This is a genomic window from Kitasatospora sp. HUAS MG31, from assembly GCF_040571325.1.
GTDB classification, from domain to species: domain Bacteria; phylum Actinomycetota; class Actinomycetes; order Streptomycetales; family Streptomycetaceae; genus Kitasatospora; species Kitasatospora camelliae.
Genome location: NZ_CP159872.1, coordinates 3,242,304 through 3,261,217 on the forward strand (window position 1 = coordinate 3,242,304; position 18,914 = coordinate 3,261,217).

The 18,914-nt window shown below is 73.6% G+C and carries 15 protein-coding genes; 3 read left to right on the forward strand and 12 right to left on the reverse strand.

What is annotated here, in order from left to right:
• Positions 1 to 10: 10 nt before the first annotated feature.
• From ABWK59_RS14415 to ABWK59_RS14425, 3 genes are all read right to left on the reverse strand, one after another.
• Positions 11 to 1,645 carry a succinic semialdehyde dehydrogenase gene (locus tag ABWK59_RS14415; protein ID WP_354640986.1) on the reverse strand — a complete coding sequence of 545 codons (1,635 nt, stop codon included), beginning with the start codon at positions 1,643 to 1,645 and terminating at the stop codon, positions 11 to 13.
• 89 nt (positions 1,646 to 1,734) lie between these two features.
• Positions 1,735 to 3,420, reverse strand: a complete 1,686-nt coding sequence (locus ABWK59_RS14420) for a serine/threonine-protein kinase (RefSeq protein WP_354640987.1) — start codon at positions 3,418 to 3,420, stop codon at positions 1,735 to 1,737.
• A 155-nt stretch (positions 3,421 to 3,575) separates the two neighbouring features.
• A complete protein-coding gene (locus ABWK59_RS14425) occupies positions 3,576 to 4,619 on the reverse strand; it encodes a hypothetical protein (RefSeq protein WP_354640988.1) in 1,044 nt (347 codons plus the stop codon).
• 106 nt (positions 4,620 to 4,725) lie between these two features.
• Between ABWK59_RS14425 and ABWK59_RS14430 the strand changes: the two genes are divergently transcribed.
• Positions 4,726 to 5,253 (forward strand): SHOCT domain-containing protein, encoded by a 528-nt coding sequence (locus ABWK59_RS14430; RefSeq protein ID WP_354640989.1) that lies wholly within the window; start codon positions 4,726 to 4,728, stop codon positions 5,251 to 5,253.
• 77 nt (positions 5,254 to 5,330) lie between these two features.
• On the opposite strand, the gene ABWK59_RS14435 is transcribed toward ABWK59_RS14430, so the two are convergent.
• The 5 genes from ABWK59_RS14435 to ABWK59_RS14455 form a co-directional block, all read right to left on the reverse strand.
• The gene (locus ABWK59_RS14435) at positions 5,331 to 7,463 is read right to left on the reverse strand and encodes a serine/threonine-protein kinase (RefSeq protein ID WP_354640990.1); all 2,133 of its coding nucleotides are present in this window, start codon (positions 7,461 to 7,463) and stop codon (positions 5,331 to 5,333) included.
• A gap of 248 nt (positions 7,464 to 7,711) precedes the next feature.
• On the reverse strand, positions 7,712 to 8,839 hold the full coding sequence (locus ABWK59_RS14440; RefSeq protein ID WP_354640991.1) for a GuaB3 family IMP dehydrogenase-related protein: 1,128 nt from the start codon (positions 8,837 to 8,839) through the stop codon (positions 7,712 to 7,714).
• Between the two features lie 168 nt (positions 8,840 to 9,007).
• A complete protein-coding gene (gene guaB, locus ABWK59_RS14445) occupies positions 9,008 to 10,513 on the reverse strand; it encodes an IMP dehydrogenase (RefSeq protein ID WP_354640992.1) in 1,506 nt (501 codons plus the stop codon).
• Positions 10,514 to 10,790: 277 nt separating this feature from the next.
• The gene (gene shbA / locus ABWK59_RS14450; RefSeq protein ID WP_354640993.1) at positions 10,791 to 11,477 is read right to left on the reverse strand and encodes an RNA polymerase sigma factor ShbA; all 687 of its coding nucleotides are present in this window, start codon (positions 11,475 to 11,477) and stop codon (positions 10,791 to 10,793) included.
• Positions 11,478 to 11,724: 247 nt separating this feature from the next.
• A complete protein-coding gene (locus tag ABWK59_RS14455) occupies positions 11,725 to 12,336 on the reverse strand; it encodes a response regulator transcription factor (protein ID WP_014136228.1) in 612 nt (203 codons plus the stop codon).
• 527 nt (positions 12,337 to 12,863) lie between these two features.
• Between ABWK59_RS14455 and ABWK59_RS14460 the strand changes: the two genes are divergently transcribed.
• Complete coding sequence (locus ABWK59_RS14460) at positions 12,864 to 13,190, forward strand: WhiB family transcriptional regulator (protein ID WP_354640994.1); 327 nt, start codon at positions 12,864 to 12,866, stop codon at positions 13,188 to 13,190.
• 211 nt (positions 13,191 to 13,401) lie between these two features.
• Here the strand turns inward: ABWK59_RS14460 and ABWK59_RS14465 are convergent, their stop codons facing one another.
• The 3 genes from ABWK59_RS14465 to groES all read right to left on the reverse strand — a co-directional run bounded on the left by ABWK59_RS14465 (position 13,402) and on the right by groES (position 16,575).
• Positions 13,402 to 14,403 carry a LysR family transcriptional regulator gene (locus ABWK59_RS14465; protein ID WP_354640995.1) on the reverse strand — a complete coding sequence of 334 codons (1,002 nt, stop codon included), beginning with the start codon at positions 14,401 to 14,403 and terminating at the stop codon, positions 13,402 to 13,404.
• A gap of 138 nt (positions 14,404 to 14,541) precedes the next feature.
• Positions 14,542 to 16,173 carry a chaperonin GroEL gene (groL, locus tag ABWK59_RS14470; RefSeq protein ID WP_354640996.1) on the reverse strand — a complete coding sequence of 544 codons (1,632 nt, stop codon included), beginning with the start codon at positions 16,171 to 16,173 and terminating at the stop codon, positions 14,542 to 14,544.
• 96 nt (positions 16,174 to 16,269) lie between these two features.
• Entirely contained in the window at positions 16,270 to 16,575 is a 306-nt protein-coding gene (gene groES / locus ABWK59_RS14475; protein ID WP_014136232.1) for a co-chaperone GroES, read from the reverse strand.
• A 273-nt stretch (positions 16,576 to 16,848) separates the two neighbouring features.
• On the opposite strand from groES, the gene ABWK59_RS14480 reads away from it, so the two are divergent.
• Entirely contained in the window at positions 16,849 to 18,027 is a 1,179-nt protein-coding gene (locus ABWK59_RS14480) for a class I SAM-dependent methyltransferase (RefSeq protein WP_354640997.1), read from the forward strand.
• Here ABWK59_RS14480 and ABWK59_RS14485 read toward each other — a convergent pair.
• The gene (locus ABWK59_RS14485) at positions 18,003 to 18,893 is read right to left on the reverse strand and encodes a polysaccharide deacetylase family protein (RefSeq protein ID WP_354640998.1); all 891 of its coding nucleotides are present in this window, start codon (positions 18,891 to 18,893) and stop codon (positions 18,003 to 18,005) included. The genes ABWK59_RS14480 and ABWK59_RS14485 overlap by 25 nt on opposite strands.
• Between the last annotated feature and the right edge of the window lie 21 nt (positions 18,894 to 18,914).

Sequence of the window (18,914 nt, forward strand, 5' to 3'; positions counted from 1 at the left end):
TCGCCGCCCCTTACTTGAGGCGGAACGCCCTCATCGCCTTCAGGCCCGCCGTGAACACCGCCGCGAACCGCTCGTCGTCCATCCCCAGCGACGGCCCGATCGGCAGCAGCCGCTGCGTCGCGATGGTCTGCGCCTCGGTGTACCGCAGGATGCCCTCGGCCCCGTGCCGCCGGCCGAGCCCGGAGTCCCCCATGCCGCCCATCGGCGAGGACACCGAGCCGTAGGCGGCCGCGTAGGCCTCGTTGACGTTGACGGTGCCGGTGTGCAGCCGGGCGGCGACGGCCCGCCCGCGCCGCAGGTCCTTCGTCCAGACGCTGGAGTTCAGGCCGTACGGGGTGGAGTTGGCGGCGGCGACCGCCTCGTCCTCGGTGTCGAAGCGGTAGACCGAGACCACCGGGCCGAAGGTCTCCTCGGCGCAGACGGCCATCTCGGGGGTGACCCCGTCGAGGACGGTGGGCTCGTAGAACAGCGGGCCGAGGTCGGGGCGGGCGCGGCCGCCGGTGACCACCGTGGCGCCGGCCTTGACGGCCTCCTCCACGTGCCGGGTGACGGTCTCCAGCTGCCGCTCGGAGACCAGCGAGCCCATGTCGGCGCCGTACGCGAGCCCGCCGCCGAGCCGCAGCGCGCCGGTCCGGGCGGCGAACCGGGCGAGGAACTCGTCGGCCACCGAGCGGTGGACGAAGAGCCGCTCGATGGAGATGCACAGCTGGCCGGCGGAGGAGAAGCAGGCCCGGACGGCACCCTCGGCGGCCCGGTCCAGGTCGGCGTCGGCGAGCACCAGCATGGCGTTCTTGCCGCCGAGTTCGAGGGAGGCGCCGACCAGCCGGGCGGCGGCGCGCTGGGCGACCTCGCGGCCGGTGCGGGTGGAGCCGGTGAAGGCCACGTAGTCGGCGCGGTCGACCACGGCGGGGCCGACCACCGGGCCGTCGCCGAGGACGATCTGCCACAGGTCGGCCGGCAGGCCGGCCTCGACCAGCAGCTCGCGGGCCCAGAGCGCGGTCAGGGCGGTCTGCGTGTCGGGCTTGTTGACCACCGCGTTGCCGGCCAGGAAGGCGGGCAGGGCGTCGCCGACGGACAGCTCGAACGGGTAGTTCCAGGGCGAGATCTGACCGATCACGCCCTTGGGGCGGCGGGCCTCCACGGTGCTGGTGAGCACCGGCAGGGCGCCGCCGCGACGGCGGTCGCGCAGGTAGGAGGCGCCCTTCACGCCGTAGTGCCGGGCGGCCATGGCCACCGCCATGACCTCCTCGAAGGCGTGCAGGCGGGCCTTGCCGGTCTCGGCCTGGATCAGGTCCAGCACCTCGTCCTGCCGCCGCAGCATCAGGTCGTGGAAGCGCAGCAGCACCGCGGCACGGCGGCGGACCGGCAGCGCGGCCCAAGCCGTCTGGGCGCGGCGGGCCAGCCTGAAGGCCAGCTCCACGTCCTCGGGGCCGGACTGCGGCAGGGTGGCCAGGCGCTCGCCGGTGAGCGGGGCGACGGTGTGCGCCGGCTCCGCGTCGGAGGTGGCGGTGACGCCCCGGGCGAGCCGGGCGACCACGGCCGGCGTGACCGCGGAGGCCACCGTGCGGGCGCCGCCCGGCGCCGCGGGGTTGCGCTCGGCCGCACCGCCGGCCGGGGTCTGTGCGTCTGCCGTGATGTCCGTCATGGGCGCAGCCTAGGGCTTCGACGGCCGGTTTGGTACCCGTCGGTAACAGAAAAGGGTCTGTGTCCGACCTTTGTCCTGCCCGCCGCCCCTCAGCGGGTCGGCATGAAGTTGTTGAGCACCACGGTGAACCGCTGGTTGTTGGCGATCCGGTCCTTGTCGCTGTCCAGCCCGGAGAGGTAGATCGCGTACGAGGTGCCGTCCTCGTCCCGGAACTCGGCCTCCTTGGCGTGCCGGCGCACCCCGTCCGCGCCGGCGTAGCTGAACTCCCAGATCGCGGCGGTGTGGCCGTTCACCTTGGCGTCCGACAGGTTCAGCCGCTTGTAGCCCTTCAGCTTGCTGACCGAGGACTCCATCTCCGCGAAGTGCTCGCGCGGGGTGAGCGGCTGGCCGACGGTGACGGCGAACTGCAGGTAGTGGCCCCGGCTGTCCGGGCTGTAGAAGATCTGGCCGGCCTGGTCGACGGACCGCACCCAGGCGCCGCCCTCGGTGGGCAGCGGGAAGCGGAAGCCCTGCGGGTCGTCCGTCCACTTGTAGCCGGACGGCGGGGGGCCGTCGCCCGGGCCCGCGGTGATCAGCTCGGTGTGCTCCGGGGTCGGGCCGGCCTGCGGAGCCGTCCGGTGGGCGTGCAGGTACCAGCCGCCGGCGCCCAGCGCGGCCACCAGGACCAGCACCCCGGCGACCAGCGGGAGGCGGCGGCGCCGGCGGGGGCGCCGCCGCTCGGCCGGCTGCTCGCGGAGGGTCTGCGGGGCGGGCGCGACCGGCTCGACGGGCGCCGTCGGGCCGGTGGATCCCGCGGGCGGCGCGGTCGGGACGGTCGGGCCGGTGGGGGCCCGGTCCTCGGTGTCCTCGGCCTGCCCGGCCGGCGCCTCGGTCCGGTCCACCACCGGGACGTGCTGGGTGGGCACCCGCTGCGGCTCCCGGGGAGCACGCGCCAGGCCGATGGTGGCGCCGGAGGCGACCTCGTGGAGCATCGCCGCCGCCGTGTCGGCCCCGGGCCGGGCCGCCGGGTCCTTGGCCATCAGCGCCGCGAGCACCGGACCGAGCGCCCCGGCCCGGCGCGGCTGCGGCAGCGGGTCGCCGACCACCGCGGCCAGCGTGGTCAGTGGGGTGTCCCGGCGGAACGGCGACTCGCCCTCCACGGCCGCGTAGAGCGTCGCCCCGAGCGCCCACAGGTCGGAGGCCGGGCCGGGCCGCTCGCCCTGGGCCCGCTCGGGCGCCAGGTAGTCCGGGGAGCCGACCAGCTCGCCGGGACGGGTCAGCTCCACCGAGCCCTCGAACCGGGCGATGCCGAAGTCCAGCAGGACGGCCCGGCCGGTGCCGTGCTCCAGCAGCACGTTCGCCGGCTTCACGTCCCGGTGCAGCACGCCCAGTTGGTGCCCGCGGTGCAGCGCGGCCAGCACCTGGACGCCCACCTCGGCGGCCTCGCGCGGCTGCAGGGTGCCGTCCTGGGCGATGACGTCGGAGAGCGAGCGGCCGTCGATCAGCTCCATGACGATCCACGGCCGGCCGTCCTGCTCCAGCACGTCGTGGATGGTGATCACACCGGGGTGCTTGATCCGGGCGGCGGCACGCGCCTCCCGCTTCATCCGGGACTGCAGGATCTCCAGGTCCTCCTCGGCGAGGTGGCTGACGGTCAGCTCCTTGACCGCGACCTCGCGGTCGAGCATCTCGTCCCGTGCCCGCCAGACCGTGCCCATGCCACCGCGGCCCAGGCGCTCCCCCAGCGCGTATCTCCCCGCGAGCAGCCGTTCCGCCGACTGGTCCCGCACGCCCATGGCGACCGCTCCCCCTCCTCGTCCCCCGCCGACCTGACGGGGGTTCCGGTGCGCCGCTGACCTTCGCGCGGACATCCTCCGCGCTCAGCCTAGGCGGCTCGGGCCCGGGCCGGAATCTCGGCCCCGACACCTCATCACGCTGTGACCGCGCCGATTCACCCCGCGATCAGCACCACGGCCGCCAGCGCCCCCACCAGCGCCAGCACCACACCGCCCACCAGCAGCGGCCCGAGCAGCGCGGGCGGCACCCGGGGCGGCCGGACCACCCGCTCGGCCTCCCGCCCGGCGGCGGACGTTCGCTGACGCACCGTCCGCCGGTGCGGCACCAGCGGCCCGGGCGGGCGGAGCACCGGCAGCAGCAGCGCCGACTCCACCCCGCCCTCGTACGGCTCCGGCGCCCCCGCCAGCAGCGCCCGCAGCTCGCGCTGTACCTCGGCCGGTCCTGGCCGGTGCGCCGGGTCCTCCGCCAGCAGCCGGTCCACCAGCGGGCCGAGCGGGCCGCAGCCCTCCACCGGATGCCGCCGGCCGTCCCGGACCGCGGCCAGCAGGCTGGGCAGGTCGTCCTCGGGGTACGGGGCGTGGCCGGTGAGCAGCCGGTGCAGCAGCACGCCGAGCGCCCAGCAGTCCCCCGCCGGGCCCGCCTCGGCCGGCCAGCGCTCGGCCCGCGGTCCGAGCAGCACCGCCCGCGCCTCGTACACCCGCCGCGGCACCGGGGAGCCCAGCGCCTCGCACAGCTCCTCCTCCACCGCGCCCAGCAGCAGCCCGCCGAGCAGGGCGGCGCCGTCCTCGCAGACCAGCACCGAGTCGCAGGTCAGGTTGCCGTGCTCCAGTCCGGCCTCGTGCAGCACCCGCAGCGCCCCGGCCAGGTCGGCGGCCAACTCGGCCACCCGGTACGGGGAGACCGGCCCGTTGCCGGCCAGTCTGGCCAGCGGGGTGCCGGGCAGCCGCTCCTCGGCCACCCAGAGCAGGTCGCCGTCGACCGCCGCGGCCACCGACCGCAGCAGCCGCGGGTGGTCCGGCGCCCCCGCCACCGACTGCGCGGCCCGGTCGGCGATCCGCTCGCCGTACGCCGGGTCCTGAGCCCCGGTCACCTCGCCGGGCACCAGCAGCTCGGGCAGTTCGCGCGCGGACAGCAGCACCGGCGCGCCGGTCTCGAGGTCCTGCGCCGGGACGGCCTCGCCCACCGGACGGTCCGTCACCCGGAACCTTCCGGCCACCACTTGCCCCAGGGCCGCTCGCATGCCTGTTCCTCACCGAAGTCGTACCGGCCAGAGTACGGGTCCCGCGCTGGGTAGGCTCGGCCGCATGGACTGGACCGAACTGATCGACGTCGCCTTCGACGTCCTGGGCAGCGGCAACTCCGAGGCGAGGTCCTCGGCCGTACGTGCCGTGGAGGGCAGTGTCGTCCCCGGCGAGCAGCCGGTCGCGGCCACCGCCGGGCGCCACCCCGACCACTTCCGCAAGGGCGTCCTGGTGCTCACCACCCGCCGACTGCTCTTCCTCAAGGACGGCAAGCCGCCGGTGCCGGTTGCGCTGGAGGCGATCACCGACGTGACGGTGAGCCGGAGCCGGATCAACGGCGAGATCCTGCGGGTGGTGGCCCTGACCGGGGCGCACCGCTACGAGGAGGTGGCGAAGGCGGAGACCTTCGCCGAGCAGGTGCGCGAGGCGGCCGTCGCCGCCCGGCGGGCCGCGCAGGCCCCGGTGCCGGCCCAGGCCGCCGGACCTGCGCCCGACCTGCTGGACCAGTTGGAGCGGTTGGCCGCCCTGCACGCCTCGGGCGCCCTCACCGCCGAGGAGTTCGGCAAGGCCAAGCAGCGGCTGCTGGGCTGACCCGGCCGGCCGGGCCGTCCGACGGACGGGTCCCGGCCGGTGCGGGAATCAGGGGCTTCCGGGTCAGGGCGCCGGTGTCAGGGCGCCGGTACGAAGGAGTCGAAGGCGGTCTGCCGGACCTGGGCGTTGGCGTTCCAGTCCGCGTCGGGGATGGTCCAGTAGAGGGCGTAGCCGTACTTGCCGTTACCGGTGACGAAGCCGCGGTTCAGCGAGTGCTTCCTGGGATTGCTGCCGAAGGTCCACTCCCAGTCGGCGGCGTTGGTCCACTGCCGGTACGTCAGGCCCTCGATCCTGATGCGCTGGTAGCCGGAGAAGCCGCCCTTCAGCTCGGTCTCCTGCTTCTGCCAGTCGGAGAGGGCGTCGCCGTTGGCGGGCATGGTCCAGTCGACCATCAGCTTCATCCCGTGGCCGACGAACTTGCGGCTGGTCCTGTCGTAGTCCTCGCCCTCGAACTTCAGCCAGTCCGGCAGCACGATCGAGAAGCCCGAGTCGTCCTTGTGCAGCACGTACCCGGCCGGGACGGTGCCCGTGCCGCCCGGGTTGGTGCCACCGGAGGTGGCCTGGCCCGCGGGGGTCTGGCCGCCCGGGGTCTGGCCGGTCGGGTTCTGCCCCTGGCCCGCGGGGGTCTGGCCGCCGGGGGTCTGGCCGGCCGGGGTCTCCCCCGCCGGGGTCTGGGCGCCGGGGGTGGCCGAGTCGCCCGTGCCCGGGCCGGGGCTGGCGCCGGTGCCCGAGGCGGCGGTGTCGGAGGAGGTGGGCGCCGGGGTCTGCCCGCCGTGGGCGGACGAGCCGCCGGTACCGCGCTCCTGCATCACCAGCACGACGGCGACCAGCAGCAGCACGACCACCAGCGCCGCGCCGGCCAGCACGGGGGGCTTGCGCCACCAGTCGGCGGGCCGGCCGTCCGCGGGGGTTGCGGCGCCGGGCCGGGCCGGCGGGGGTACGGCGGCGGGCCGCGCGGTCGCCGGGGCGGCGGCAGCGGCGGTCGGCGCGGCGGCAGCGGCGGCCGGACCGGGCGCGGGGGTCGCGGGCGGCACGACCGAGCGGCTGCCCACCCGGACGGTGCCCACCCCGCCGCGCTTGGGGGCTTTCGCGGCCGGCTTCGGCTGCTCGGGCACGGCGGGCTTCGCCGGCGCGGAAGGCGCGGCCGTCGCGGAAGGCGCGGAAGGCGCGGCGGCCGCGGCCGCGGCCGGACCGGACGCCTTGGCGGCTGCCCCGGACCCGGTGGCCGCCGCGGCCTTCGCCGCGCCCTTCGGGGCAGCCTTCTGAGCGGCCTTCGCCTCGGCGGCCTTGGCGGCCGGAGCGTCCTCGTCCACCGCCGGCAGCACCTTGGTGGCGCCGGACGCCGCCACCACCTGGGTGGTGGCCTCGGCCCGGGCCGCGCCGTCGGCGACGATCCGCTTGAGCCTGGCCCGGGTGGTCGCCGCGTCCAGCCGCTTGGCCGGATCCTTCTCCAGTAGGCCTTCGATCACCGGACGCAGCGGTCCGGCGTTCAGCGGCGGGGCGAGGTCCTCGGTCATCACGGCGGTGAGGGTGGCGAGCGCCGAGCCGCGGTCGTACGGGGGCCGGCCCTCGACCATCGAGTACAGGGTGCCGCCGAGCGACCACAGGTCGGCGGGCGGGCCGGGCTTCTGGCCGCGGGCCCGCTCGGGCGAGATGTACGAGGGGGCGCCGACCAGCATGCCGGTGGAGGTGATCGAGGCGTCGCCCTCGACGCTGGCGATGCCGAAGTCGGTGAGGACCACCCGGCCGTCCTCGCCGATCAGCACGTTGGACGGCTTCACGTCACGGTGCAGGATGCCCAGGCTGTGCGCCTCGTCGAGGACGCCCAGCACGTCGAGGGCGATCTCGGCGGCGCGCACCGGCGGGACCGGGCCGTCGTCCTTGATGACCTCGGCCAGCGAGCGGGACTCGACCAGCTCCATCACGATCCAGGGACGCTCGTCCTCCTCGACCACGTCGAAGACGGTGACGGCGGCGGTGTGCCGGATCCGGGCGGTGGCCTTGGCCTCGCGCAGGGTGCGGACGATCAGCCGGTGCTTCTCGTCCTCGTCGACCGCGCCGGTCATCCGGAGTTCCTTGACCGCGACGATCCGGCCGAGCATCTCGTCCTCGGCCCGCCACACGGTGCCCATGCCGCCCCGGCCGAGTACGTCGTTCAACCGGTACCGGCCGGCCAGCAGACGGCCGGTGGACTCCTGCGCCTGAGTCATCGGTGCGGTTCCCCCCATGGTGCTGCCGGTCGTTCGCGGTGACGGTACGGGTCCGCCAGGCGGGCGGCCGGGACGTCAAGTGTCCATCATCTCCTGTCGCTTCACCCACCGGCCACCCGCCCCGCCCCTCACCGTCGGCATCCGGCCGCCGGAACGCTCCCTCCGTACCCGACCGTTGCCCGGAGAGCACCCGCGAACGGCGGAGGGCCCCCGCCGTGCGGCGGGGGCCCTCCGGGAACGACGGACCGTCAGCGGTGGTGCAGCGCCGGGTTGACGGTGACCTCGACCCGCTGGAACTCCTTGAGCTCCGAGTAGCCGGTGGTGGCCATGGCCCGGCGCAGCGCGCCGAACAGGTTCATGGTGCCGTCCGGGGTGTGCGACGGGCCGGTGAGGATCTCCTCGATGGTGCCCACGGCGCCCAGGTCGACCTTCTTGCCGCGCGGCACGTCGCCGTGCACGGCCTCCATGCCCCAGTGGTGGCCCCGGCCGGGGGCGTCGGTGGCGCGGGCCAGCGCGGCACCGATCATCACCGCGTCGGCGCCGCAGGCCACGGCCTTGGCGATGTCGCCGCTGTAGCCCACGCCGCCGTCGGCGATGACGTGCACGTAGCGGCCGCCGGACTCGTCCATGTAGTCGCGGCGGGCGGCGGCCACGTCCGCGACGGCGGTGGCCATCGGCACCTGGATGCCCAGCACGTTGCGGGTGGTGTGGGCGGCGCCGCCGCCGAAGCCGACCAGCACGCCGGCCGCGCCGGTGCGCATCAGGTGGAGGGCGGCGGTGTAGGTGGCGCAGCCGCCGACGATCACCGGGACGTCGAGCTCGTAGATGAACTGCTTGAGGTTCAGCGGCTCGGCGGCGCCGGAGACGTGCTCGGCCGACACGGTGGTGCCGCGGATCACGAAGACGTCGACGCCGGCGTCCACGACGGCCTTGGAGAACTCGGCGGTGCGCTGCGGGGAGAGCGCGGCGGCGGTGACCACACCCGACTCGCGCACCTCCTTGATCCGGCGGCCGATCAGCTCGGCCTTGATCGGCTCGGCGTAGATCTCCTGCATCCGGCGGGTGGCGGCGGCCTCGTCGGAGATCTCGGCGATCTCGTCCAGCAGCGGCTGCGGGTCCTCGTACCGGGTCCACAGGCCTTCGAGGTTCAGCACGCCCAGGCCGCCGAGGCGGCCGATGGCGATGGCCTGCTGCGGCGAGACCACGCTGTCCATCGGGGCGGCGAGGAACGGGAGCTCGAAGCGGTAGGCGTCGATCTGCCAGGCGATCGAGACCTCCTTCGGGTCACGGGTACGGCGGCTGGGGACGACGGCGATGTCGTCGAAGGAGTACGCCCGTCGGCCGCGCTTGCCTCGCCCGATCTCGATCTCAGTCACTTCGAGCCCTTCTGCTGCTCTCATCTCCCGGCCGGGTCACCCCGACCGCCCCCCAAGTATCGCAGGCGGCCGAAGAGGGGGACGGCGAGGAACACGATGCAAGACGGCCCGCGGCGTCCGGGCACGCCGAAGGGGCGCGGTTCCCCGCGCCCCTTCGGTGGTGCCGCGTCAGCCCCGGCTGGTGTAGTTCGGGGCCTCGACCGTCATCTGGATGTCGTGCGGGTGGCTCTCCTTCAGGCCCGCCGAGGTGATCCGGACGAAGCGGCCCTTGCTCTCCATCTCGGCGACGGTGGCCGCGCCCACGTAGCCCATGGTCTGGCGCAGGCCGCCGACCAGCTGGAAGAGCACCGCGCTGAGCGGGCCGCGGTACGGGACCTGGCCCTCGATGCCCTCGGCGATCAGCTTCTCGTCGGAGGTCACCTCGCCCTGGAAGTAGCGGTCCTTGGAGAAGGACTTCGCCTGGCCGCGGGTCTGCATGGCACCGAGCGAGCCCATGCCGCGGTACGACTTGAACTGCTTGCCGTTGATGAACAGCAGCTCGCCGGGCGACTCCTCGCAGCCGGCCAGCAGGGAGCCGAGCATCACGGTGTCGGCGCCGGCGGCCAGCGCCTTGCCGATGTCGCCGGAGTACTGCAGGCCGCCGTCGCCGATGACCGGGACGCCGGCCTCGCGGCAGGCCAGCGCGGCCTCGTAGATCGCGGTGACCTGCGGGACGCCGATGCCGGCGACCACGCGGGTGGTGCAGATGGAGCCCGGGCCGACACCGACCTTGACGCCGTCCACGCCGGCGTCGATCAGCGCCTGGGCGCCGTCGCGGGTGGCCACGTTGCCGCCGACCACGTCCACGTCCACGGCGGCCTTGATCTTGGAGATCCAGGACAGCGCGTTGTGGCTGTGGCCGTGCGAGGTGTCGACGACCAGGAAGTCCACGCCCGCGCCGACCAGGGCCTGGGCGCGGTCGAAGGCCTCGGCCGAGGCGCCGACGGCGGCACCGACCAGCAGGCGGCCCTCGGAGTCCTTGGCGGCGTTCGGGTACTGCTCGGCCTTGACGAAGTCCTTGACGGTGATCAGGCCCTTGATCCGGCCCTCGTCGTCGACCAGCGGCAGCTTCTCGATCTTGTGGCGGCGAAGCAGCGCCATGGCGTCCACGCCGCTGATGCCGACCTTGCCGGTGATCAGCGGCATCGGGGTCATGATCTCGCCGACCCGGCGGGTGCGGTCCGACTCGAAAGCCATGTCGCGGTTGGTGACGATGCCGAGCAGCTTGCCGTCGGGGCTCGCCACCGGCACGCCGCTGATCCGGAACCGGGCGCAGAGCGCGTCGGCCTCGGCCAGGGTGGCCTCCGGGCCGACCGTGATCGGGTCGGTCACCATGCCGGACTCGGAGCGCTTGACCAGGTCGACCTGGTTGACCTGGTCCTCGACGGACAGGTTGCGGTGCAGCACGCCGACGCCGCCCTGCCGCGCCATCGCGATGGCCATCCGGGACTCGGTGACCTTGTCCATCGCCGCCGACAGCAGCGGGATGTTCACACGGACGTTGCGGGAGACCCGCGAGGAGGTGTCGACCTGGTTGGGCAGCACCTCGGAGGCCCCGGGCAGCAGCAGGACGTCGTCGTACGTGAGCCCGAGCATCGCGAACTTCTCGGGTACGCCTGCGGCGTTGTAAGACATCTGAAGGGGACCTTCCGTGGCGGGCCGTCGATCTCAATCACGCCCGGTGAGGGGTACCGGGCGCGTAGCTCTCTCAGCTGGGCGGACGGCGGCGGTTACGGCCGCTCTCGCCCGCGCGCACCGGCGACAGGCTCGGCCACCAAGAACCGGGTGCTTGGAGGATCCTCCGAGGGAACCCCTCGCGCACCCACGAAACTTTGGCGACCTGACCAGGCGCCGATACCTCATGGTACTGGTGTCCGGCGGAAGGACACGCGCCCCCTTGACAACGCAGAAGTCAGGAGGACTCTTCCGCGAGGGCCCGGAGCCGGCTCAGCGCCCGGTGCTGGGCGACCCGGACGGCACCGGGTGACATGCCCAACACCTCGCCGGTCTCCTCGGCGGAGAGCCCCGCCGCCACCCGCAGCAGGACCAGCTCACGCTGGCGCGCGGGCAGGTTGGACAGCAGCTCGCGGATCCAGGCGGCGTCGCTGCTGAGCAGCGCCCGCTCCTCGGGGCCGAGCGACTCGTCCGGCGTCTCGGGCAGGTCGTCCTGCGGGATCACGGTGGAGCCGGGACCGCGCATCGCGGCCCGCTGCAGATCGGCGATCTTGTGCGCGGCGATGCCGTACACGAAGGCCTCGAAGGGCCGCCCGGTGTCCCGGTACCGCGGCAGGGCGCAGAGCACCGCGACGCAGACCTCCTGGGCGACGTCGTCCACGTGGTGCCGGGCGCCGCCGGGCAGCCGGACCAGCCGGCCGCGGCAGTACCGCAGCGCCAGCGGGAGGACGTAGGCGAGCAGCTCGTCGATGGCCTGGCCCTCGCCGCGGACGGCGTCGGCGACCAGATCGGCGATCTCCGGCGAGGTGCCGGCGCCGAGCACCGGGGGCCTGGCCCCGGCTGCGTACGACGAAGCGGCGGCCGGACCGTCTCTCTCGGGCCGGGCCGCATCGGGGTGGGCGTCGCCCGCCTCGTCGTCACGCATCGGTCCATGGTGCCTGGTCGGGGCCGAAAACGCGGCACCGCGTCCGGACTTGTGCATCGGAACGTTATCCACCACAGCCTCGTGCGTGGCTACGCGCACCGTGCCGCCTCCCGCCCCACCGGCTACCGAGTCTTCCGTAGTCGCACTCGCCGCCGCAGTCCCTGTCCGCTGGTCCCCGAGGTGCTCCACTCCTCCATGGTGCAGCCTCGGGACCCCGACGTCACACGTCCGAGCGACACCGGATCGCTCAGCGGACCAGACCCCAGCGGAAACCGAGCGCCACGGCGTGCGCGCGGTCCGAGGCGCCCAACTTCTTGAACAGGCGCCGGGCGTGCGTCTTGACGGTGTCCTCGGACAGGAAGAGCTCGCGCCCGATCTCCGCGTTGCTGCGGCCGTGGCTCATCCCCTCCAGCACCTGGATCTCACGCGCCGTCAGTGTCGGCGCCGCCCCCATGTCCGGGCTGCGCAGCCGGCGCGGGGCGAGCCGCCAGGTCGGGTCGGCGAGGGCCTGGGTCACGGTCGCCCGCAGTTCGGCGCGCGAGGCGTCCTTGTGCAGGTAGCCGCGGGCACCGGCGGCGACCGCGAGGGCCACGCCGTCCAGGTCCTCGGCGACGGTGAGCATGATGATCCGGGCGCCCGGGTCGGCGGACAGCAGCCGCCGGACCGTCTCCACCCCGCCGAGGCCGGGCATGCGGACGTCCATGAGGACGAGGTCGGAACGGTCGGCCACCCAGCGGCGGAGGACCTCCTCACCGTTCGTCGCAGTAGTCACCCGGTCGACGCCGGGCACGGTCGCGACCGCCCGGCGAAGCGCCTCCCGGGCGAGCGGGGAATCGTCGCAGACGAGGACGGATGTCATGACCGTCCTCCGCAGCTGATCCGCGTCACGTTGAGCCTCCTGGCTGGTACGAACTCTCTCTCCGACACGGCCGATGGGGACGGACGCCCTCCGGATCGCCGGTGCCCCCGCGATCGTTCCCGACGTTCACCACCCGCTAACCGCCTCCGCACTTCCAACGACCGTCACTCGAATGAGTTACGGCCTTCAGGGCCATCTCCACCACTGTACGTGGCCAACCCATCACGGATCAGCCACCTCGCGGTGCACACGCCGCACTTTCGTGCAGCTCGCGCGCGGCACGCGCACCGCGCGCGCCGCCCCGGCGGGCGCCCGCGCTCCCGACTCCACCCGATTGCCACGGGTCGCGCCCCAAACCTCTTGCCCCGTTTGTCCGTTTTTATAGCTTCTATACGGTCATTGACTGTTGTGTCGGACTGTGGGTGACTTGTCCTGATAGTTGACGTAAGTCATATTTCCAGGTGTCCGTACCGGTCCATCGAAGCCTCGCCGAGTTGACGGGTCCAAGTCCTTGAAGGGAACGAGCCATGGCAGATTTCTCCCGCCTTCCCGGCCCCAACGCAGACCTCTGGGACTGGCAGCTCTCGGCCGCCTGCCGCGGCGTGGACAGCTCGCTCTTCTTCCACCCCGAGGGTGAGCGCGGGGCCGCCCGGAGCTCGCGCGAGGCGAGTGCCAAGGAGGTCTGCATGCGCTGCCCGGTACGCGCCCAGTGCGCGGCGCACGCGCTGGCCGTCCGCGAGCCCTACGGCGTCTGGGGCGGGCTGACCGAGGACGAGCGCGAGGAGCTGCTCGGGCGCTCGCGCAACCGGATGGCGGAGGTCCCGGCCGGGACGTCGAGCGCGGCCCCCCACTGATCCCGCCCCGGCCCGAGCGCCGGTTCTTGAAGAAACGTTTCCTCTACCGACCCGACCGACCGACCCGACCGACCCCGTCTGCCCTGTCTGACTTGACCCGACTCTGCCCCGCCAGCCCTGACCTTCCCCCGGGCCGAGCCTTTCCGTGCGGCCCGGTCGGCTTTTCCGGCCCTACGGACAACCGACGTGGCGAAATGCGCCCGGGCGGGTCTCAGCGCGCGGCGGCCGCGCCGGTGAGGTGATCGAGCATCAGCGCCACCGCCGGCACCTCGGCCAGGTCGGGCAGGGTCAGCGCCACCACCTGGCGGCGCGCGGCCTCCCCGGAAGCCGCCCGGACCGGCACCGCGGCCACCCCGGCCCGGCGGACCGAGGCCAGCGCCAACCGCGGCAGCACCGCCACCCCGAGTCCGGCCGCGACCAGGCCGACCACCGCCGGGTAGTCGTCGGTGGCGAACTCGATCCGCGGCTCGAAGCCGGCCCCGGCGCACAGGTCCACCAGGTGCCCCCGGCACTGCGGGCAGCCGGCGATCCACTGCTCGCCGGCCAGCTCGGCCAGGTCCACCGGGTGGTCCTCGTCCCGGCCGGCCAGCGGGTGCGCCTCGGGCAGCAGCCCGACCAGCGGGTCGTCCAGCAGCGGGCGGGCCACCAGGTCGGACCAGTCGTTCGCGGCGGCCGCGGCGGCGGCCTCCAGCGCGGCCTCCGCCCGGGCCTCGCGGGGTGTGGCGTGCGGGGAGGGCCGGGAGGGGCCGAATCGCGAGTCCGGGTACCGGAAGGCCAGCGCCACCTCGCACTCGCCGCCGCGCAGCATCGCCAGCGACTCCGGCGGCTCGGCCTCCACCAGCGACACCCGGACGCCGGGCCTGGCCGCCCGCAGCCCGGCCACGGCCGGGGGCACCAGGGTGGAGCTGGCGGTGGGGAAGGAGACCAGCCGCACCCGGCCGGAGCGCAGCCCGGCGATGGCGGCGACCTCCTCCTCGGCGGCCTCCAGGCCGGCGAGGATGCCGGTGGCGTGCCGGAGCAGCGCCCGGCCGGCCTCGCTGAGCTGCATGCCGCGACCCGAGCGGACCACCAGCGGGGTGGCGACGACCTTCTCCAGGGCCTTCATCTGCTGGCTCACGGCGGGCTGGGTGCAGCCCAGCTCGCGGGCGGCCGCGGAGAACGACCCGGTCCGGGCGACGGCGCGCAGAACACGCAGATGGCGAGCCTCGATCACGGGTCAACCTTACGAGAAGCCGCCGATGCCAAAAGGCGCGGGGAACCGCGCCGCCCGTGGTACCCGGTAGGGGTGCCCGGACGGTCACGGTTCCCCGCGTCACCTGTCCTTCGATGCCCTGGCGTCCCAGGGCCGGCCTCAGTGCGAGTGGCCGTGGCCGCCGTGCGAGTGGCCGTGGCCGTTGTCGGCCTCCTCGACCTTCTTCTCCACCACGAGGGTCTCGGTGGTGAGCAGCAGGGAGGCGATGGAGGCGGCGTTCTCCAGGGCGGAGCGGGTCACCTTGACCGGGTCGATGACGCCGGCCTTGATCAGGTCGCCGTACTCGCCGGTGGCGGCGTTGTAGCCGTGGCCGGCCTCCAGCTCGGCGACCTTGTGGGCGATGACGTAGCCCTCCAGGCCGGCGTTCTGGGCGATCCAGCGCTGCGGCTCGACCAGGGCGCGCTTGACGACGGCGACACCGGTCGCCTCGTCGCCGGTCAGGCCGAGGCCGTCCTCCAGGACCTTGGCGGCGTGCACCAGGGAGGCGCCGCCACCGGCGACGATGCCCTCCTCGACTGCGGCGCGGGTCGCGGAGATGGCGTCCTCCAGGCGGTGCTTGCGCTCCTTCAGCTCGACCTCGGTGGCCGCGCCGACCTTGATGACGCAGACGCCGCCGGCCAGCTTGGCCAGGCGCTCCTGCAGCTTCTCGCGGTCCCAGTCGGAGTCGGTGCCCGCGATCTCGCCCTTGATCTGGGCGACCCGGCCGGCCACCGCGTCGGAGGCGCCGGCGCCGTCGACCAGGATGGTCTCGTCCTTGGTGACGGTCACCCGGCGGGCGGTGCCGAGCACGTCCAGGCCGACCTGGTCGAGCTTGAGGCCGACCTCCTCGGAGACCACGGTGCCGCCGGTGAGGACGGCGATGTCGCCCAGGATGGCCTTGCGGCGGTCGCCGAAGCCCGGGGCCTTGACGGCCACCGCGTTGAAGGTGCCGCGGATCTTGTTGACCACCAGGGTGGACAGCGCCTCGCCGTCCACGTCCTCGGCGATGATCAGCAGCGGGCGGGAGCCGCCCTGCAGGATCTTCTCCAGCAGCGGCAGCAGCTCCTGGATGGAGGAGATCTTGCCCTGGTTGATCAGGATGTACGGGTCCTCCAGGACCGCCTCCTGCCGCTCCGCGTCGGTGACGAAGTACGGCGACAGGTAGCCCTTGTCGAACTGCATGCCCTCGGTGAAGTCCAGCTCCACGCCGAAGGTGTTGGACTCCTCGACGGTGATGACGCCGTCCTTGCCGACCTTGGCGATGGCCTCGCCGATCAGCTCGCCGACCTGGGTGTCCTGGGCGGACAGCGAGGCGACGGCGGCGACGTCCTCCTGGCCCTCGATCTCGCGGGCGACGGAGAGCAGGTGCTCGGAGACGGCGGCGACGGCCTTGTCGATGCCCTTCTTCAGGGCGGCCGGGCCGGCGCCGGCGGCGACGTTGCGCAGGCCCTCGTTGACCAGGGCCTGGGCCAGCACGGTGGCGGTGGTGGTGCCGTCACCCGCGACGTCGTTGGTCTTGGTGGCGACCTCCTTGACCAGCTGCGCGCCGAGGTTCTCGTACGGGTCGTCGAGCTCGACCTCGCGGGCGATGGTCACACCGTCGTTGGTGATGGTGGGGGCGCCGAACTTCTTGTCGATGACGACGTTCCGGCCCTTGGGGCCGATCGTCACCTTGACGGTGTCGGCCAGCTTGTTCACGCCGCGCTCGAGCGAGCGGCGGGCGTCCTCGTCGAACTGCAGGGTCTTCGCCATGGTCCCGTTTCTCCAGGAATTGCGTGGGTGAGCCAACAGGCACGCCCCGGGCCCCTGTCACGGCTGCGACACGGATCCGGGGCGGTCTGGTACGTCTTACTTCTCGATGATCGCGAGCACGTCGCGGGCCGAGAGGACCAGGTACTCCTCGCCCTGGTACTTCACCTCGGTGCCGCCGTACTTCGAGTAGAGGACGATGTCACCGACGGCGACGTCGAGCGGCAGGCGCTGGCCGTCCTCGAAGCGGCCCGGGCCGACGGCCAGGACGACGCCCTCCTGGGGCTTCTCCTTGGCAGTGTCCGGGATCACCAGGCCGGAGGCGGTGGTGGTCTCGGCGTCGAGCGGCTGGACCACGATGCGGTCCTCAAGCGGCTTGATGGCAACCTTGCTGCTGGTGGTCACGTCCGAGCTCCCCTTCGGAGATTACGGGGTTGTCTAACAGGTAGGTGGCGATGTCCGCAGGCCTGCCGTCGCGGGGGTCAAGCACGCTTCATCGCGTTAGCACTCTCACTGGGGGGAGTGCCAGGAAAGACCATAGGACGCCGTTAGCACTCAGTCAACCAGAGTGCCAACGGCGTGGCTCGGACATCGCGGAGATCCGGTGCCCGTGCCGGGGCGCGGCGACCACGGACGGCCGGGCGGGGGGAGCCGGGGCCGGACGGGGACAATGGGCGGGTGGAGATCGAATCGTTCCGGGCCCTGCTGACCGACGAGGGCCGGGCGCTGCTGTCCGAGTTGCGCGAGTTCACCCCCGCCGAGGAGCTGGCGCTGGCCACCCGGCTGCGCCGGGAGCACCCGGCCGAGCTGATCCGCGCCGCCTTCGAGCAGGCGCGGCTGCGGCAGCGGGCCCGGGCGAAGTTCGGGGCGGACGCGGACGCCATGTACTTCACCCCGAACGGGGTCGAACAGGCGACCCGGCGGAGCGTGGCCGAGTGGCGGGCGGCCCGGTTCGCGGCGCTCGGGGTGCGGCGGCTGGCCGACCTGTGCTGCGGGATCGGCGGGGACGCGGTGGCGCTGGCCCGGGCCGGAGTCTCGGTGCTCGCCGTCGACCGCGACCCGCTGACCTGCGCGGTCGCCGAGGCGAACGCGGCCGCGCTGGGTCTGGCCGAGCTGGTCGAGGTGCGCTGCGCGGACGTCGCGGAGGTCGACGTCACGGGCTTCGACGCGGTGTTCACCGACCCGGCGCGCCGCACCGCCCGGGGCCGGGTGTTCGACCCGGAGGCGTACAGCCCGCCGCTCTCCTGGGCGATCGAGGCCGGCCGGCGCACCCCGTTCGGGGCGCTCAAGGTGGCCCCGGGGATCCCGCACGAGGTGGTGCCGGAGGGGGCCGAGGCCGAGTGGGTCTCCGACCACGGCGAGGTGAAGGAGGCGGTGCTCTGGTTCGGGACGGGGGCCGCCGAGCCGCACCGCGCCACCGTCCTGCCGGGCGGCCACAGCCTGACCGGCGGCCGGCTGCCGAACCCGCCGGCCGGCCCGGTCCGCCGCTACCTGTACGAGCCGGACGGCGCGGTGATCCGGGCCCACCTGGTCGCCGAGGTGGCCGGGGCGGTGGACGGCACCCTGGTCGACCCGATGATCGCCTACGTCACCTCGGACCGGCTGGTGGCCACCCCGTACGCGCACGCCTACGAGCTGACCGACGTCCTGCCGTTCCAGGTCAAGAAGCTGCGGGCGCTGCTGCGCGAGCGGGCGGTCGGCACGGTGGTGATCAAGAAGCGCGGGATGGCGATCACCCCGGAGGACCTGCGCCGCCAGCTGAAGCCCTCCGGGCCGAACGAGGCCACGGTGATCCTCAGCCGGACGGAGCACGGTCCGGTGATGATGCTGGGTCAGCCGGTGGGCGCCTGGATGTAGTCCTCCAGACGGGCGACCGCGAAGCCCTGTTCCTGGATGCGGCGCAGCAGTTCGGCGAACATCTCGGTCATCGTGCTGCCCTTGAGGTCCTTGGGGCCGCGGAAGTGCGCCAGCACGATGTCACCGGGCTTCAGCTTCCCGTCCGCCGCCTGGTACTGCATGTCGTGGATCTGCATGGACTCGCGCCAGAGCACGATCGCCCGCGGACCGCACTGCTGGACCGCGGTGTTGAGCGCCGCCGTGTTGGCGCCGTCACCGTACGGCGGGCGGAACAGCAGCGGCGGGGTGCCGTAGTGCTGGGTGAGCGCGGTCTGGGCGTCGCAGATCTCGGCGTGCTGCTTCTCCGGCGACACCTTGCTCATGATCGCGTGGTCGGTGGTGTGGTTGTGCACGTGGTTGCCGAGGTCCTGCAGCTTCTTGAAGTACCCGTAGTCGTCCTTGACGATGTCCCGGGTCAGGAACATCGAGACCGGGACGCCCAGGTCCTTCAGCATCTCGACGAACTTCGGGTCCTTCTCGGCGCCGTCGTCGATGGTGATGAAGACGACCTTGTCCTTGGTCGGGACGTCGCTGAACACCGGTACCTGGCCGGACTTGGCCAGCTTGATCGGGCGGTCGGCCGGCGCGGGCGGAGCCGCCGGCAGCGGGGTCAGGCCCCACTTGGCCCAGCCCTCCGCGTGCGGGGCGGCCGCGGCCAGCGGTGAGCCGGTGGCCGCCGGGGCTGCCGAAGCCGCCGAACTCGCGGACGGGGCCGGCTTGCGGGCCCCCTCCCCCGACGCCCCGCCGCCACAGCCCGTCAGCACCACAGCCGTGAGGGCCAGTAGTGCGCCCCCGTACGTCCTCTTCACCCGATCCCCCACGATCATCCAGCGAATTCCCAGGGAGGA

Coding starts and splice junctions, on each gene's coding strand:
- ABWK59_RS14430 (WP_354640989.1), top strand. CDS start 4,726: ATGGACTGGACCGAACTGATCGACGTCGCCTTCGACGTCCTGGGCAGC.
- ABWK59_RS14485 (WP_354640998.1), bottom strand. CDS start 18,893: ATGATCGTGGGGGATCGGGTGAAGAGGACGTACGGGGGCGCACTACTG.
- ABWK59_RS14415 (WP_354640986.1), bottom strand. CDS start 1,645: ATGACGGACATCACGGCAGACGCACAGACCCCGGCCGGCGGTGCGGCC.
- groL (WP_354640996.1), bottom strand. CDS start 16,173: ATGGCGAAGACCCTGCAGTTCGACGAGGACGCCCGCCGCTCGCTCGAG.
- ABWK59_RS14435 (WP_354640990.1), bottom strand. CDS start 7,463: ATGACTCAGGCGCAGGAGTCCACCGGCCGTCTGCTGGCCGGCCGGTAC.
- shbA (WP_354640993.1), bottom strand. CDS start 11,477: ATGCGTGACGACGAGGCGGGCGACGCCCACCCCGATGCGGCCCGGCCC.
- ABWK59_RS14460 (WP_354640994.1), top strand. CDS start 12,864: ATGGCAGATTTCTCCCGCCTTCCCGGCCCCAACGCAGACCTCTGGGAC.
- ABWK59_RS14420 (WP_354640987.1), bottom strand. CDS start 3,420: ATGGGCGTGCGGGACCAGTCGGCGGAACGGCTGCTCGCGGGGAGATAC.
- ABWK59_RS14455 (WP_014136228.1), bottom strand. CDS start 12,336: ATGACATCCGTCCTCGTCTGCGACGATTCCCCGCTCGCCCGGGAGGCG.
- guaB (WP_354640992.1), bottom strand. CDS start 10,513: ATGTCTTACAACGCCGCAGGCGTACCCGAGAAGTTCGCGATGCTCGGG.